Annotated in this window: 15 protein-coding genes; 12 read left to right on the forward strand and 3 right to left on the reverse strand. The window is 70.8% G+C overall.

Features of this window, described 5'->3' with window-relative positions; genetic code table 11:
- Both WME89_RS41455 and WME89_RS41460 read right to left on the reverse strand, forming a co-directional pair.
- Positions 1 to 1,404 carry a selenium-binding protein SBP56-related protein gene (locus WME89_RS41455; protein ID WP_438005107.1) on the reverse strand — a complete coding sequence of 468 codons (1,404 nt, stop codon included), beginning with the start codon at positions 1,402 to 1,404 and terminating at the stop codon, positions 1 to 3.
- A gap of 344 nt (positions 1,405 to 1,748) precedes the next feature.
- The gene (locus WME89_RS41460) at positions 1,749 to 2,105 is read right to left on the reverse strand and encodes an antibiotic biosynthesis monooxygenase family protein (RefSeq protein WP_437304452.1); all 357 of its coding nucleotides are present in this window, start codon (positions 2,103 to 2,105) and stop codon (positions 1,749 to 1,751) included.
- Positions 2,106 to 2,349: 244 nt separating this feature from the next.
- Between WME89_RS41460 and WME89_RS41465 the strand changes: the two genes are divergently transcribed.
- The 12 genes from WME89_RS41465 (at position 2,350) to WME89_RS41520 (ending at position 15,066) form a co-directional block, all read left to right on the forward strand.
- Positions 2,350 to 2,919, forward strand: coding sequence for a DUF1003 domain-containing protein (locus WME89_RS41465; protein WP_438005108.1), 570 nt, complete (start codon positions 2,350 to 2,352; stop codon positions 2,917 to 2,919).
- A gap of 427 nt (positions 2,920 to 3,346) precedes the next feature.
- Positions 3,347 to 4,465: an NAD-dependent epimerase/dehydratase family protein gene (locus WME89_RS41470; RefSeq protein ID WP_438005109.1), complete on the forward strand. Its 1,119-nt coding sequence runs from the start codon at positions 3,347 to 3,349 to the stop codon at positions 4,463 to 4,465.
- Positions 4,462 to 5,589 carry an SDR family NAD(P)-dependent oxidoreductase gene (locus tag WME89_RS41475; RefSeq protein ID WP_438005110.1) on the forward strand — a complete coding sequence of 376 codons (1,128 nt, stop codon included), beginning with the start codon at positions 4,462 to 4,464 and terminating at the stop codon, positions 5,587 to 5,589. Before WME89_RS41470 ends, WME89_RS41475 begins: the two co-directional genes overlap by 4 nt.
- Positions 5,586 to 6,890, forward strand: a complete 1,305-nt coding sequence (locus WME89_RS41480) for a TIGR04295 family B12-binding domain-containing radical SAM protein (protein WP_438005111.1) — start codon at positions 5,586 to 5,588, stop codon at positions 6,888 to 6,890. Before WME89_RS41475 ends, WME89_RS41480 begins: the two co-directional genes overlap by 4 nt.
- The gene (locus WME89_RS41485) at positions 6,883 to 8,079 is read left to right on the forward strand and encodes a glycosyltransferase family 4 protein (RefSeq protein WP_438005112.1); all 1,197 of its coding nucleotides are present in this window, start codon (positions 6,883 to 6,885) and stop codon (positions 8,077 to 8,079) included. Before WME89_RS41480 ends, WME89_RS41485 begins: the two co-directional genes overlap by 8 nt.
- 3 nt (positions 8,080 to 8,082) lie before the next feature.
- Complete coding sequence (locus tag WME89_RS41490; protein WP_438005113.1) at positions 8,083 to 9,219, forward strand: CgeB family protein; 1,137 nt, start codon at positions 8,083 to 8,085, stop codon at positions 9,217 to 9,219.
- Entirely contained in the window at positions 9,216 to 10,355 is a 1,140-nt protein-coding gene (locus WME89_RS41495; protein ID WP_438005114.1) for a CgeB family protein, read from the forward strand. Before WME89_RS41490 ends, WME89_RS41495 begins: the two co-directional genes overlap by 4 nt.
- Entirely contained in the window at positions 10,352 to 11,452 is a 1,101-nt protein-coding gene (locus WME89_RS41500; RefSeq protein WP_438005115.1) for a CgeB family protein, read from the forward strand. Before WME89_RS41495 ends, WME89_RS41500 begins: the two co-directional genes overlap by 4 nt.
- A gap of 144 nt (positions 11,453 to 11,596) precedes the next feature.
- Positions 11,597 to 12,607, forward strand: a complete 1,011-nt coding sequence (locus WME89_RS41505; protein ID WP_438005116.1) for a UDP-glucuronic acid decarboxylase family protein — start codon at positions 11,597 to 11,599, stop codon at positions 12,605 to 12,607.
- A 55-nt stretch (positions 12,608 to 12,662) separates the two neighbouring features.
- Entirely contained in the window at positions 12,663 to 13,976 is a 1,314-nt protein-coding gene (locus WME89_RS41510) for an inositol-3-phosphate synthase (protein WP_437659067.1), read from the forward strand.
- A gap of 213 nt (positions 13,977 to 14,189) precedes the next feature.
- A complete protein-coding gene (locus WME89_RS41515; protein ID WP_438012094.1) occupies positions 14,190 to 14,456 on the forward strand; it encodes a hypothetical protein in 267 nt (88 codons plus the stop codon).
- Positions 14,457 to 14,469: 13 nt separating this feature from the next.
- A complete protein-coding gene (locus WME89_RS41520; RefSeq protein WP_438012036.1) occupies positions 14,470 to 15,066 on the forward strand; it encodes a DUF6036 family nucleotidyltransferase in 597 nt (198 codons plus the stop codon).
- Positions 15,067 to 15,339: 273 nt separating this feature from the next.
- Here WME89_RS41520 and WME89_RS41525 read toward each other — a convergent pair whose 3' ends face one another.
- The gene (locus WME89_RS41525; protein ID WP_438005117.1) at positions 15,340 to 15,945 is read right to left on the reverse strand and encodes a Uma2 family endonuclease; all 606 of its coding nucleotides are present in this window, start codon (positions 15,943 to 15,945) and stop codon (positions 15,340 to 15,342) included.
- Positions 15,946 to 16,163: the final 218 nt, after the last annotated feature.

Consider the following 16,163-nt stretch of genomic DNA (forward strand, 5'->3'; position numbering starts at 1 on the left):
TCACGGATAGCAGAACGAGTCGGACGACGCGTCGCCCCCCTCGAGCCGCACCTGGTGAGGGCGCAGCGCGCCGAAATCGACGAAGAACTCGGGGTCGATCGCGATGCCCCCGCCGGCCGCTACATCGACCTTGGCCATCCAGCCGCCGACGCCCTCCGGATAGAACTGCTCGTCCCAGGAGGCATAGAGCGAGTTCGTGAAGTAGACGCGCCGCCCGTCGCGGCTCACCTCGACCATCTGCGGCCCGCCGCGCAGCGGCCCGGATCGACGGTGCGCCGCCCTGCGGACGACGCCGCCGAGGTGCACCGAGCCGGTCAGCTTCGGGTGGAACGGGTCCGACACATCGTACTGCCGGAGCTCGCCTGTCCCCCAGCAAGACACGTAGAGGAACCGGTCGTCGAGAGAGAGGTTGATGTCGGTGATGAGCGGCGGGACCGCCTTGAAGCCCTTGAGCAGCGGCGGCAGGAGGTCGGGCTCCGCGGGCTCGGCCGGCACCTCGATCACCTTGCGGATCGCCCACCTGTCGCCGTCGCGGTGCCAGAGCCAGACCGAGGCGGAGAGGTCCTTGACGCTCACGACGACGCCGACGAAGCCATACGCCTTGGTCGGGTCGTGGGCGGGGCGGAGCTCCAGCGCCATCTGGTGCTCGTCGCCGAGGTCCAGCGCCTGGAGGTGCTTGCGCTTCCGCAGGTCCCAGACATGCACGCTGTGGCCGTACTTCTTGCCGAGCAGGAGCTCCGGATTCAGGCCTTCCTCGATCATCTTCGGCGTCCCCCACTCGCTCGTGAGGAGGGTGTCGTGGCCGAGGTGCCACCAGAAGTCGTAGTGGAGGAACTGCGGCCCGCGGTCGATCTCCCAGCGGCCGAGCACGTCGAAGCTCTCGCAGTCGAGCACGAAGATGCCCCCCGGCCCGTCGCCGTCGGGGCTGCCGAGCGCGCTCACGTAGATGCCGTCGGGGCCGCAGTGCAGCGTGTGCGGGCGCGAATAGCCGGCCCGCTTCGCGATCTCCTCGGCGCGGACCGTGTGGACGAGCTCGGGGCGGCGCGGGTCCCGCTTGACGTCGAAGACGAAGATGTTCGACGAGCGGAGCGCCGGGAGCAGCAGATAGCGGCGCTCCACGTGCGGGTGCGGCGCGTAGGGGCACAGCGCGGCGCTGCACGCGTTCCAGCCGGAGTGGTGGAGCTCGTCGCCGTAGGTCGGCACCTCGTTGACCGAGACGAGGGTGCCATACGCCGGCGACCTCGGATCGAGATCGACGACCGTGAGCGCGTCGTGGCGGACGTCGCCCTGGCGCCTCAGCGCGGCGCCCGCGTCGAACGCGGTCACGTAGGCCAGCCGCTCGGGCGGCGCCTCCATCGCGAGGCGCGGCGAAGGGTAGAAGGTGGGATCCGGACGAAACCGCATGCGCTGCTTCTCCTTGAGCTGTGGGCGGCCGCACGTCCTTCCGGGGCCCCGCCGCCGATCCGGGCGAGGCCGGCCGCGCGATGACCGCGGCGAGAGATCGTGGCGAGAGCGTGCGAGAACGTGGAAGGACGGCGGGTCGCCAGGCCGATGCGCTTCATGACCTGGCGGCTCTGCACGTCGAGCCGGACAGGTCGGACCGTGGACGAACATCCGCTATAACAGACGTCGCGGGCGGAAGCTACTGTCGCGGCGGCCGCGCCGCACGCCTGCGCCCGGCTCGCGGCGCGACGCTGCGGCGCGGCGGCGCGGCGGCGCCCGGCCGATCCGCCGGACGCGCCTCGGGGCTACTCCTGCAGGTCGGTGCTGAGGAAGACCTCGTGGATGTCGAGCTTGCTCGGGCCCGCGAACATCTCCTTCGGCGCGCGGTTCCGGTGCGCCTCGGCGAACGCGGGGCTCCTCGTCCAGGCGATGAAGTCGTCCATGGAGCGCCACCAGGTCTTGACCTCGTAGAAGCCCTGCGTGTCCGGATCCGGGCTCCACGCGCCGGTCGCGTGGTCCAGCTTCATCGGCCTCGGCCGGTGCACCTCGTTCCGGATGAAGCCGGGCGCGCGATCGACCAGGTGGACCCGATTCTTGAAGCGGTCCTCGAAGTCGGCCTCGTGGCCCTCGGCGACGGGAATGCGGTTGGTGACGACGATCATGGCTCCTCCTCCTTGCTTGGTGCCCGAGGCCGCGCGGCGCGAGCGACGGCGAGCCTAGCAGTGCTGGCGCCCCTCCGGGGGAGCGCCGTGCGCCGCCCCGAAGCCCATCGCGAATATTTGTGGAATTTCCTGTCGCTCACCGGAATGCACTCCAACGCGCTCGATCGGTCAGGACCGGTGCTGCGCTGTCGAATCGGATTGACAAGTCCTCCCTTCGGCTCCTTTTATCCGGGGAGGCCACTTCATGAACGGCTCCGAGACGGTTGACGGCAGACCCGCAGAGGACGGGCTCGATCGCTCGGAGGTCGAAGGGGTCGTGCGCCGGAACATCCACGCGCTCTTGCAGGTACGCAAGGATCTCGAGAGCAAGAAGAGCTTCCAGGAGGCGCTGGCCGACCGGATCACCGGCTTCACGGGGAGCATGACGTTCGTCTTCCTCCACGCCGGCATCTTCGGGGGCTGGCTCGCGGTGAACATGGGCGTCATCACCGGCGTGAGGCCCTTCGACCCGTTTCCCTTCGTGATGCTGGCGATGATCGCCTCGGTGGAGGCGATCTTCCTCTCCACCTTCGTGCTCATCAGCCAGAACCGCATGCAGGCGCTCGCCGACAAGCGCGCCGAGCTCGACCTCCAGATCAACCTCCTGGCAGAGCACGAGATCACCCGGCTCATCGAGCTCGTGGACGGCATCGCCAGGCACCTCAAGGTGCCCCGGTCGACCGACCCGCACCTCGAGGAGCTCAAGAAGGATGTGCACCCCGAGGTGGTGCTGGAAGAGATCGAGCGCGCGAAGCAGGACGCGGCGGTGGAGTAGCCGCTACGGGCTCTCCTTAAAAGAGCACCGGTATGCCCTGATGCCATGTGGATACCACGGACAGCCCCCGCCCCCCTGCCGTCCTCTCCTGAAGCAATGCAAGCCGACCCTGAGGGCTGTCAGGTAAATCCCGGATAGCTCAGACGGAACACGAGTACTCCTCGGCTGGACTCGGGAGGTCCTACTGAACAGGATCGAGTCAAACTCTCGCGAAGCGCTCTTGCAGGCTCGTGGATAACATGTTACTCGGAGGTCGTCCCGGTCATCGATTGTACGATGTCCGCGGTGAACAGAGCCGGGCGCGAAGCGCAGCAATCGTCGCAGTGCAGGGTGGCAGCAGGGGCGCCCTGTTCTTATAGCCCGGTATAGCCTCGTCCGTTCAGGCTCGTGGCATTTTGCCACGCATTGACCAGCGACCCAGAGGAATATGGCCAGTCACGTCCTCATCACCGGTGGAGCGGGGTTCATCGGCTCGCACGTCGCCGACGAGCTCTTGCGCCAGGGACACCGCGTCCGGGCCCTCGACAGCCTCATACCCCAGGTGCACGGCCCCGAGCGCCGCCGCCCGGCCTACCTCAACGCGGACGTCGAGCTCATCGTGGGTGACGTCCGCGACCGCAGCGCGGTGAAGTCGGCGCTCCGCGGCGTGGACGTCGTGTACCACTTCGCGGCCATGGTCGGGGTCGGACAGAGCATGTACAAGATCGAGGAGTACACCTCGGTCAACAACCTCGGCACCGCCGTGCTCCTCGAGGAGCTCGCCGAGAAGCCGGTCGCGCGGCTGATCGTCGCCTCGAGCATGAGCGTGTACGGCGAGGGGCTCTATCGGAGCGCCGCCGGCGCCGTCGTCCCCGGGACGAGCCGGCCGCTCGAGCAGCTCAAGCGCGGCGACTGGGAGGTCCGGAGCGAGGCCGGCGAGGCGCTCGCGCCGATCCCGACCCCCGAGTCCAAGACGCCGTCGCTCGAGTCGGTCTATGCGCTCTCCAAGTACGACCAGGAGCGGCTCTGCCTGACGATCGGGCGCGCCTACAACATCCCGACCGTCGCCCTCCGCTTCTTCAACGTCTACGGCCGCCGCCAGGCCCTCTCCAACCCGTATACCGGCGTCCTCGCCATCTTCGCCTCGCGGCTCCTCAACGACCGTCCGCCGCTCATCTTCGAAGACGGGCTGCAGCGGCGCGATTTCGTGAGCGTCGCCGACATCTCCCGCGCCTGCGTCCGGGTCCTCGCCGCCGACTCCGCCGTGGGCCAGGTGCTCAACATCGGCAGCGGAAAATCGTACTCCGTGCGCGAGGTCGCCGAGCACGTCCGTCGGGTGATGGGCAAGGACCGGATCGACCCCGAGATCACCGGGAAATCGCGGCTGGGCGACATCCGCCATTGCTTCGCCGACATCACCGCGGCCCAGCGCAAGATCGGGTATGAGCCCCAGGTCTCGCTCGAGGAAGGGCTCCGCGATCTCGCCGGCTGGCTCGAGGGCCAGGTGGCGAAGGACGCCGTCGCGCAGGCGCGCGCCGAGCTGGAGTCCCGGGGGCTGACGGTATGAGCGGCGCGGACCTCGACGCCACCTTGCCGACCGGGATGCCGGCGCGCCCGGCGCTGATCACCGGCGGCGCCGGCTTCATCGGGGCCAACGTGGCCCACCGCCTGCTCCAGGCGGGCGAGTCGGTGATCCTCTTCGACAACCTCGCGCGGCCCTCGGTGGCGCGCAACGTGGACTGGCTGAAGCGCGTCCACGGCGACCGCGTCACGCTGATCACCGGCGACGTGCGGGACGCCGGCGCGGTGGCCGATGCGGTCCGGCGCGCCTCCAGCGTCTTCCATTTCGCCGCCCAGGTCGCGGTGACCACCAGCCTCGTCCGGCCGGTGGAGGACTTCGAGATCAACGCCCGGGGGACGCTCAACGTGCTCGAGGCGCTCCGCGCCCTGAGCTCCCCGCCGCCGCTCCTCTTCACGTCCACCAACAAGGTGTACGGCGGCCTCCCCGACGTCCCGCTCCAGTGCCGCGACCGGCACTACGAGCCCGAGGACCCGAAGCTCCGCGCCTCCGGCATCTCCGAGGCCCGCCCGCTCGACTTCCACAGCCCTTACGGCTGCTCCAAGGGCACGGCGGACCAGTACGTCATCGACTACGCCCGCACCTTCGGGCTCCCCGCGGCGGTGTTCCGGATGAGCTGCATCTACGGGCCCCGCCAGTTCGGGACCGAGGACCAGGGCTGGGTCGCCCATTTCCTCCTCCAGGCGCTCCGGCGCGAGCCGATCACCCTCTACGGCGACGGGATGCAGGTCCGCGACGTGCTCTTCGTCGACGACCTCGTCGACGCCTTCCTCCTCGCCCGCAAGAACATCCGGCAGCTCTCCGCCACGGCCTTCAACATCGGCGGGGGCCCGGAGAACACGATCAGCCTGCTCGAGCTGCTCGACATGATCGAGGAGCTCGACGGCAAGCGCCCGGCGACCGGCTTCGAGGGGTGGCGGCCCGGCGATCAGCGCTACTACGTCTCCGATTGCCGCCGGTTCTCCGCGGCGACGGGGTGGTGGCCGCGCGTCCGGGTCCGCGAGGGCGTCCGCAAGCTGTACGGGTGGCTGCGCGAGCTGACCGAGCTGACCGGCGCCGGCAAGGCCGCCGGCCAGGCGGTCGAGGAGCTGCGCATGGAGAGCGTCGGGTGAGGTTCGCGCTGGTCAACCCGCCCTGGAGCTTCGAGGGGAGCATCTACTTCGGCTGCCGCGAGCCGCACCTGCCGCTCGAGTACGGCTACGCCAGGGCGCTGCTCGAGGCCGCGGGGCACGAGGCGACGATCGTCGACGCCCAGGCCCGGGGCCTCTCGCAGGAAGCGCTCCGCGACGAGGTGGCCGCGCTCCGCCCCGACGCCGTCGTGGTGACCACGGCGCCGAGCTACCTCTTCTGGCGCTGCGCCCCGCCCGAGCTCCGCGTCCCCCAGCAGACGCTGCACGCGCTCCGCGACCTGCCAGGCCTGCGGTTCGCCGTCGGCCCCCACGCCTCCACCACCCCCCGCGCCACCCTGCGCAAGCTCGCTGTCGACGCGGTGGTCCTGGGCGAGTGCGAGGAGGTGCTCGTCCAGCTCGCGGAGCTCCCGCGCTCGCGCTGGGGCGAGATCGCCTCGATCGCATACGTCATCAATGGCGGGGAGGCGCGCGTCCAGGGGGGCCCGCACGCGACCGACATGGCGCGGCTCCCGGCCCTGCGCTGGGACGACGCCACGGTGGCGCGTCACGCCCACCACCACCACCGCTTCGACGCGACGCCGGTCGGCCCCGGGGCCGAGGTCGAGACGTCGCGGGGGTGCCCGTACCACTGCACCTTCTGCGCGAAGGACAACTTCCGCGACCGCTACCGCAAGCGCCCGCTCCCGGTGATCCTCGACGAGCTCGACGGGCTCATCGCCCAGGGCGTCCGCTACGTCTACTTCATCGACGAGATCTTCCTGCCCGACCGCCCGCTGCTCGAGGCGCTCGTGGATCGCCGGGTGTCGTTCGGCGTCCAGATGCGCGTCGACAACTGGAGCCGCGAGATGCTCGACCTGCTCGGCGAGGCGGGGTGCGTCTCGATCGAGGCGGGCGTGGAGAGCATCACGAAGGAGGGCAGGAGCCTCCTGGCCAAGCACTGCAAGCTCTCGACGGAGCAGCTCAGCGATCTGCTGATCCACGCCAAGAAGAGCGTCCCCTTCGTCCAGGCGAACCTGATCCAGTCGCAGACCGACGACCCGGCGGACGTCACCGCCTTCCGGGAGCGGCTCCGCGAGCACGGCGTGTGGGCGAACGAGCCGGTGCCGATGTTCCCCTACCCCGGGTCGCCCGACTACACGATGCGCTGGGGCCTCCCCGACGATCAGGCGTGGGAGCGCTCCGTCACGCACTACCTCGGCCAGTTCGATCACTTCAGCGACATCCAGGAGAGCCGCCCGCTGCCGCTCTCCGAGCTGGAGGTCGCCGCACCGGGCCATGGGTGACGCCTTGCACGAGCCCGGCTCCGTCCTGATGACCGCGGACACCGTGGGAGGCGTCTTCTCCTACGCGGTCGAGCTCGCGCGCGCGCTCGCGGCGCACGGGGTGCGGACGTCGCTCGCCACGATGGGCGGGCCGCTCTCGGCGGCCCAGCGCGAGGCGGTCGGCCGCGTTCCCGGGCTCGACCTGTTCGAGAGCTCCTTCCGGCTCGAGTGGATGGACGACCCCTGGGACGACGTCGCGCGCGCCGGGGAGTGGCTCCTCGACATCGAGGAGCGCGTCCGGCCGGATGTGGTCCACCTGAACGGCTACGCGCACGGCGCCCTCGGCTTCCGCGCCCCGAAGCTCGTGGTGGCGCACTCGTGCGTCGTCTCCTGGTGGGCCGCCGTCCTCGGCGGGGAGGCGCCGCCGCAGTACGCCCGCTACCGGCGCGAGGTAGCGAACGGGCTCGCCGGCGCATCGGCCGTCGTGGCGCCGACCCAGGCGATGCTCGACGCCCTGCGGCGCCACCACGGCGCCCTCTCGCCTTTGAGTCCCTTGATTTCCAGCCGCGCCCGCGCGGTGGTGATCCCCAACGCCGCCGACCCCGAGCGGTTCGCCCCGCAGCCCAAGGAGGACTTCATCCTCGCCGTCGGCCGGCTCTGGGACCAGGCCAAGAACGTCGCGGCGCTCGGCGAGGTCGCCCCTCACCTCCCCTGGCCGATCCGGGTGGCCGGCAGCGACCTCCATCCAGGCGGGGGCGCGCGGCCCATCCCGTCGCTCGAGCACCTCGGCGTGCTCTCCCCTTCCGGCGTCGCCGCCGCGCTCGCCCGCGCGTCGATCTACGCGCACCCGGCCCGCTACGAGCCGTTCGGCCTGTCGGTCCTCGAGGCGGCGCTCTCCGGCTGCGCCCTGGTCCTGGGCGACATCCCCAGCCTGCGCGAGGTGTGGCGCGACGCGGCCCTCTACGTCGACCCCGGCGACCCCGGCGCGCTCCGGCGCGCGCTCGAGTCGCTCATCGACGAGCCCGGCGCGCGGTGGGAGCTGGCTTCCCGCGCGCGCGCCCGCGCCTTCGACTTCGCGCCGCGGCGGATGGCCCGGGGCTACCTGCACCTCTACGGCGATCTCCTCCAGCGCCGGTCCGATGCGCGGCGCTCGCCGGCGTACGAGGGCGCGCGCGAGGCCGCGATCGCCGCCGCCGCGGGAGGCGAGTGAACCATGCGCATCGTCCTTTTCTGCCACTCCCTGCTGTCCGACTGGAACCACGGGAACGCGCACTTCCTCCGCGGCGTGGTCACCGAGCTCGCCGAGCGCGGGCACGACGTCCGTGTCTTCGAGCCCAGGGACGCCTGGAGCCTCCAGAACCTCGTCGCCGATCACGGCGAGGCGCCCCTGATCGAGGTGCGCGACGTCTACCCGCACGTCGACCCGATCCGCTACGACCTCGCCTCGCTCGACCTGGACCAGGCGCTCGAGGGCGCCTCGCTGGTCATCGTCCACGAGTGGAGCGAGCCCGAGCTGGTCGCCCGCGTCGGCGCCCACCGGACGGGCGCGTCGTACCGGCTGCTCTTCCACGACACGCACCACCGGTCGGTCACGGAGCCCGGGGCCATGGCCCGCTACGACCTCACCCACTACGACGGCGTGCTCGCCTTCGGCCGGGTGATCCGCGACATCTACCTCGAGCGCCGCTGGGCCCGCCGCGCCTTCATCTGGCACGAGGCCGCGGACACCCGGGTGTTCCGCCCGCGGCCCGGCATCAAGCCCGAGCGCGACCTCGTGTGGGTCGGCAACTGGGGCGACGAGGAGCGCACGCGCGAGCTCGACGAGTTCCTGATCGGCCCGGCGCGCGACCTCGGCCTCTCCGCGCGCGTGCACGGGGTGCGCTACCCCGACCACGCCCGCGCCGCGCTCCAGGCGGCCGGGATCGAGTACCGCGGCTGGCTCCCCAACCACCGCGCGCCCGACGCGTTCGCGCGGGCGCGGGTGACCGTCCACGTCCCGCGGCGGCCCTACGTCGAGTCGCTCCCGGGCATCCCGACCATCCGGCCGTTCGAGGCCATGGCCTGCGCCATCCCGCTCGTCTGCTCGCCGTGGAGCGACGCGGAGGAGCTCTTCTCGCCCGGGCTCGACTACCTCGTCGCGCGGGATGGCGACGAGATGAAGAGGCACCTGCGCGCCCTCCTCGCCGAGCCCGCCATGGCGGCCGAGCTGGCGGAGCGGGGGCGCAAGACGGTCCTCGCGCGCCACACCTGCGCCCACCGCGCCAACGAGCTCCTGCGCATCTGCGCCGACCTCGGCATCGAGGTCGACCGCCCCGCGCCCGCCGCCACCACCCAGCGAGCCACCGCATGAACCGACGCCCTACCTCGAGCCGATCGCTCACCATCGCCTTCTTCGGATCGAGCCTCGTCTCCGCCTACTGGAACGGAGCCGCCACCTACTACCGCGGCATCATCCGCGCCCTCGCCGCGCGCGGCCACCGCGTCACGTTCTACGAGCCGGACGCCTACGACCGGCAGAAGCACCGCGACATCGAGGATCCGCCGTGGGCCCGCGTGGTGGTCTACTCCGGCACGGACGCCGCGGAGCCGCGGCGCCTCGTCGAGCAGGCCCGGAGCGCCGACGTCGTCGTCAAGGCGAGCGGCGTCGGCGTCTTCGACGAGCTGCTCGAGGCCGAGGTCGCCGCGCTCGAGCGGCCTGGGCTGAGGACGATCTTCTGGGACGTCGACGCGCCGGCCACGCTCGAGCGCGTCCGCGCCAACCCGTCGGACCCGTTCCGCGCGCACATCCCGCGCTACAGCTTCGTCTTCACCTACGGCGGCGGCGAGCCCGTGGTGCGCGGCTACGAGGCGCTCGGCGCGCGGCGCTGCGTGCCGATCTACAACGCGCTCGACCCCGAGACCCACTTCGAGGTTGCGCCAGATCCGCGATTCGATTGCGATTTTGCGCTCCTCGCCAACCGCCTCCCGGACCGGGAGAGGCGCGTGGAGGAGTTCTTCCTGCGGCCCGCGGCCGCGCTGCCCGAGCTGCGGTTCCTGCTCGGCGGCAACGGCTGGCAGGACAAGGCGATGCCGCCGAACGTCCGGTACGTCGGGCACGTCTACACGGCGGATCACAACGCCTTCAACGCCAGCGCCCGCGCGGTGCTGAACGTGGCGCGCGACAGCATGGCGTCGGTCGGCTTCTCCCCGGCGACCCGGGTCTTCGAGGCAGCGGGCGCTGCCGCGTGCCTGATCACCGACGCGTGGGAGGGGATCGAGCTCTTCCTGGAGCCCGAGCGCGAGGTGCTCGTCGCCAGGGACGGCGACGAGGTCGCGCAGCTCCTCCGCGCGCTCACGCCCGAGCGGGCCCGCGCCATCGGCAAGGCGTCGAAGCAGCGCGTGCTCGCCGAGCACACCTATGCCGAGCGGGCGAAGCAGGTCGAAGCGCTGCTCGCCCGGCCTGACGACGCAACTGACGACGCAACCCTCACCGCGACAGCGCCGTGAAGACAAACTCCTTCGTTTTCCTGGGCCTGTCGATCACCTCGTCGTGGGGCAACGGCCACGCGACGACCTACCGCGGGCTCCTCAAGCGGCTGGCCCAGCGCGGGCACCGCGTGCTGTTCCTCGAGCGGGATCTCTGGTTCTACGCGGAGAACCGCGATCTCCCGCGCCCTCCCTACGGGCGGACCGAGCTCTACCAGAGCCTCGACGACCTCCGCGCGCGCTTCGGCGACGCGGTGCGCGACGCGGACATGGTGGTGGTCGGGTCCTACGTGCCCGACGGGGTCGAGGTCGGCGCCTGGGTGACGGAGACGGCGCGCGGGAAGACGGCGTTCTACGACATCGACACGCCGGTGACGCTGAAGAAGCTCGAGCGGGGCGACACCGAGTACCTGTCTCCGGCGCTGATCCCGCGGTACGACCTCTACCTCTCGTTCACCGGCGGCCCGACGCTCGACCTGCTCGAGCGGCGTTACGGGGCGAAGCGGGCGCGCCCGCTCTACTGTGCGGTGGACCCGGACGAGTACTTCCCCGAGCGCGTCGCGCCGCGCTGGGATCTCGGCTACCTCGGCACCTACAGCGCCGATCGCCAGCCCACGGTGGATCGGCTCCTCGTCGAGCCGGCGCGCCGCTGGGAGCAGGGCCGCTTCGCCGTCGCGGGGCCGCAGTACCCGGCGGACATCGCGTGGCCTGCCAACGTCGACCGGACCGACCACATCCCGCCGGGCGAGCACCGCGGCTTCTACGGCGCGCAGCGCTTCACGCTGAACGTCACGCGGCGGGACATGATCGAGGCGGGGTACTCGCCGAGCGTGCGCCTCTTCGAGGCGGCGGCGTGCGGCGTGCCGGTGATCAGCGATGAATGGCCGGGGCTCGACGAGTTCTTCGAGCCTGGCAAGGAGATCCTCGTCGCCCGCTCCTCGGAGGAGGCGCTCCGCATCCTGCGCGAGTTCCCCGAGCGGGAGCGGATCGCGATCGGGCAGCGGGCGCGAGAGCGCGTGCTCGCCCGGCACACAGCGGCGCATCGCGCCGAGGCGCTGGAGAAATATGCCCGGGAGCTGCTTGACGGGCAGGAGCTCCCAGGGGACCGGAGACAGTGACATCGACGTGTTGTGTCGGGCTTGGAACAGCGTGCTGCCAATGACGGATGACGAAGCGACCGTGACGAGGAGGCATCCTTTGGCGCTCACCCCACCCGGGGCTGGCGGTCGGTCGTCGTCTCCTGGAGAGGAGGTCAGAGAGACATGAGCGCTGCGCTGCGCATCCTGGTGACCGGAGGCGCCGGCTTCGTCGGCTCCCACCTGTGTGATCGGCTGATCCGCGATGGCCACGAGGTCGTCGCGCTCGACGATCTCTCGACCGGCTCCCGGGCCAACGTCGCCCACCTCCTCCATCATCGCCGCTTCCAGCTGCTGGAGCACGACGTCATCCAGCCGTACGACGTCAAGGTCGACCGCATCTACAACCTCGCCTCGCCGGCGAGCCCGCCGCATTACCAGCGCGATCCGGTCCGGACGACGATGGTCAACGTGGTCGGCACGCACAACGCGCTCGAGCTCGCCGCGAGCTGCGGGGCGCGGGTGTTCCAGGCGTCGACGAGCGAGGTCTACGGCGATCCCGAGGTCCACCCGCAGCCCGAGAGCTACCGTGGCTCGGTGAACCCGATCGGGATCCGCTCCTGTTACGACGAGGGGAAGCGCTGCGCCGAGTCGCTGGTGATGGACTTCCACCGCAGCCGCGGCGTCGAGGTCCGGATGGCGCGGATCTTCAACACCTACGGTCCGCGGATGGCGCTCGATGACGGGCGCGTCGTGTCGAATTTCATCGTCCAGGCGCTGCGGGGCGAGGACCTGACGGTCTACGGGGCTGGCTCGCAGACGCGGAGCTTCTGCTACGTGGATGATCTCGTCGAGGGGATCGTGCGGCTGATGGAGCACCCCACCGAGACGGGCCCCGTGAACCTGGGCAACCCCGAGGAGTTCACGGTGCTGGAGCTCGCCGAGGAGGTGATTCACCTGACCGGGAGCCGGAGCCGGATCGCGTTCCGCCCGCTGCCGCAGGACGATCCGCGGCAGCGGCAGCCGGTCATCGAGCATGCGAAGCGGGTGCTCGGGTTCGAGCCGAAGGTGCCGCTCCGGGTGGGCTTGCGCCGGACGATCGAGGGTTTCCGGAGCGTGCTCGGGCTGGGCCGTCACGCGCCCGCGCTGGCGGCGTCGGAGAGCGACGCGCCGCTGCCCCAGGCCGTGAACGGCTGAATTGAATCGAGCAGGCCGGGAGCGGCTGCGCTGGAGCGAGCAAGGAGATGATCGGATGAAGCAGCCGCAGAAGCTGGTGAAGCCGCAGGGGAAGCTGGCCGTGCTCCTCCCGGGGCTCGGGGCCGTGTCGACGACGACGATCGCGGGCGTGATGCTCGCGCGGCGCGGGGTCGCTGCGCCGGTGGGGGCGCTGACGCAGCTCGGGACGATCCGGCTGGGGAAGCGCACGGACAACCGCTCTCCGCGGATCAAGGATTTCGTCCCGCTCGCGTCGCTCGATGATCTCGAGTTCGGCGGCTGGGACATCTTCCCTGACAACGCCCATGAGGCGGCGGTGGAGGCGAAGGTGCTGGAGGCCGCGCACCTCGATGCGGTCCGCGAGGAGCTCGCGGCGGTGACGCCGATGAAGGCGGTGTTCTACCCGGACTACGTGCGCCGGCTCCACGGCCCGCACGTGAAGACCGGCCGGAGCAAGGCCGACATGGTGGAGCAGCTGCGGGACGACATCCGCGGCTTCGTGCGGTCGCGCGGGGCGGACCGGGCGGTGGCTGTGTGGTGCGGCTCGACGGAGATCTTCATTGCGCCGTCGGAGGTGCACCAGTCGGTGGCGGCGTTCGAGGCGGGGCTGCTCGCGAACCACCCGGGCATCTCGAACTCGCAGATCTACGCGTGGGCGTGCATCAAGGAGGGGGTCCCATTCGCGAACGGGGCGCCGAACCTGACCGTGGACTTCCCGGCGGCGTCGGAGCTCTCGCGGACCCACGGGGTGCCGATCGCGGGCAAGGATTTCAAGACGGGGCAGACCCTGATGAAGACGGTGATCGCGCCGGCGTTCAAGGCGCGGATGCTCGGGATCTCGGGGTGGTTCTCGACGAACATCCTCGGCAACCGCGACGGCGTGGTGCTCGACGACCCGGACTCGTTCAAGACGAAGGAGGCCTCGAAGCTCAGCGTGCTCGAGCAGATCCTCCAGCCGGCTCTTTACAAGGAGCTGTATTCGAAGCTCTACCACAAGGTGCGGATCGAGCATTATCCGCCGCGCGGGGACGCGAAGGAGGGCTGGGACAACATCGATCTGTTCGGGTGGCTCGGCTATCCGATGCAGATGAAGGTGAACTTCCTCTGCCGGGACTCGATCCTTGCGGCGCCGATCGTGCTCGACCTGGCGCTGTTCCTCGACCTCGCGGCGCGGGCCGGCTTCAGCGGGACGCAGGAGTGGCTGAGCTTCTACTTCAAGAGCCCGATGACGGCGCCGGAGCTCTACCCGGAGCACGACCTGTTCATCCAGTCGATGAAGCTGAAGAACACGCTGCGCTGGATGATGGGGGAAGAGCTGATCACGCACCTGGGGAACGAGTATTACGACTGAGGGCGCTATCAGGCGATGGGCGTCGCTGCCGAAGCACGAGAGCTCCCGCGCGCGAACGGCGGTCAGCTTGGCGGCGATCCCGTCGAGGCGCTCGCGCATCGCCCCACGCTAGTAGCGGCGCGCGGGCGCTGTCGCGCGCCGCTGGATTCAGGCCCCGCGTGTAGACACGGGTCCGCGTCCCCGCGGCGCTGCCGTCATGGTAGCCTGGTCACGATGCGCAACGCTGACGAGCTCCGGCGGTTCGCTCGCCAGGGCTGGGAGGCCGCCCAGCGCGACAAGGAGCTCTACTGGTGCGACTGGAAGAGGCAGCACGGCCCTGCCGCCGGGATCCGGATCGCCGATGAGCTCCGCAAGCAAGTCCTCGCGCAAAAGCCCGGCTGGCCGAGCGAAGAAGAGCGCCGCGAAGACCTCGCCACGCACCTCCGCGTCCTCGAGGCCCTCGACCGCGTCGCGGCCCGCCGCCGTCGCCCTGCTCGCTGACCTCGCCGCGGCGCTGCGAAGGCGCCGCCTCCGCTGGTACGTCTTCGGCGCGCAGGCCGCCGTGGCCTACGGGAGGCCCCGCATGACCGCGGACGTCGACGTCACCGTCGACCTTGCGCAGACCAGCACGCTCACCCTCGTGGACGACCTCTCGCGCGCGGGCTTCGACCGCTGGTCTGACCCTTGGGGCTCCGGGTCGCCTTTCGGCGCCCTCCGCCCCAAACCCCGGATGTACCTCGGCGACGACTTCCTCCGCGAAGCCCGCCTGCTCCCGCTCGTGCACCGCCCGACCGGCATGCCCATCGACGTGGTGATCGCGGCGTCGAGCCTGCACACCGAGTTCCTGGATCGCCGCAGGCTGATCGCCCTCGGCGGCGTGCGCGTGCCGATGATCAGCCCGGAAGACCTGGTCGTCACCAAGGTCCTGGCCGGCCGCCCCAAGGACCTCGAGGACGTGAGCGGCGTGCTGCTCGAGCAAACCGACCTCGACCTCGAGCGCATCCGCGGTCTCCTCGGCGAGCTCGAGGCCGCCCTCGGCGAGGACAGGTTGCTCCGCCGCCTCGAGCGGCTGATCCGCAAAGCACGCACCACCGTCGTGCGCCGGCAATGAGATGAGCGGGTCGTGCGGCTGCCGGAGGCTTGTGGAGCTCCCGGCCGGGGCGGTTGGCTGGAGGCTGGCTGCTCGATGCAGAGGGGCGCTGCGCCGCGCGATGCCTGCTCGTGAACGGCGGCGTAGCGCCGCTGGACGTGACGATGACGTGGGCCTGGAGCTGGACGTACAGCTCCTCGGAGAGGTGGCGTAGTTCCAGGGGGAAGCGGGGGAGGACCACGCCGAGCCTCGATCGATGTCCACTTCCGATGAGGCGCGTTCGCCTGCGATCGCTCATCGGGTCCAGATCGCCGCCAGATCGAGCTCCACCGCGTCGAACGGCTCGGCCCTCACCTTCGCGTCGTCTTCGTAGGTCTCGAGGAGCACCCACCGCCCGCCCTCGAGTCGGTAAACCTCCAGCGTCCGCAGCAAGGGGCTGAGCAGCCACACGTGCCCCACGCCTTCGCGCCGGTAGATCCGCATCTTCTTCCCTCGGTCGACGCGCTCGGTACGCGGCGAGATCACTTCGCACACCCAGTCGGGAGGGACGTCGTAGTGCGCCGGCGTGTCCTCGTCCCCGAGGGCGTCCGGCATGCGCTCCCGCTTCCACCCTGCCAGATCGGGTACCACCTTGTCGGGCCGCGGCCCGAGGTGGAGTTCCGGCTCATCCAGGAGCACCCAGCCGCCGGGCCCGTCATCGCCGAGGTCGAAGGCGCTGCCGAGCTTCATCCCAAGGCGCGATGCGCTCCGCGTGTGGGGGCGGCCGGGCCGCGGAAAGGTGAAGAGCTCCCCGTCGAGGATCTCTGCCACGCTCTCGGGCGGCACCGCCTCGAAGGCGGCCTCGACCTCCGGTGCGTTGCGAGCAGGCTCCAGGTTGCCGGGCAGCACGCCGGTGCTCATGGTCGACCCTACCACGAGAGCGCGGTCCCAGCCGCGGCGAGCGCCTGTCAGCGCGCTGTCCGAGGTCGTGCGCCTGGCTGAGGATGCCGGGCCTCCCCGGTGCGGACGCCGGCGCGCTGGCGGTCGCCGGAGGCGGCGCGCCGGCGCGGGTCGACCGGGACGCGGTGCCCTGGGTTGGAGCGCGGTGGCTCCACGTGCTTCGGAGCTCGTGCCACGCC

The organism is Sorangium sp. So ce321, from assembly GCF_051530195.1.
Classification (GTDB): domain Bacteria; phylum Myxococcota_A; class Polyangia; order Polyangiales; family Polyangiaceae; genus Sorangium.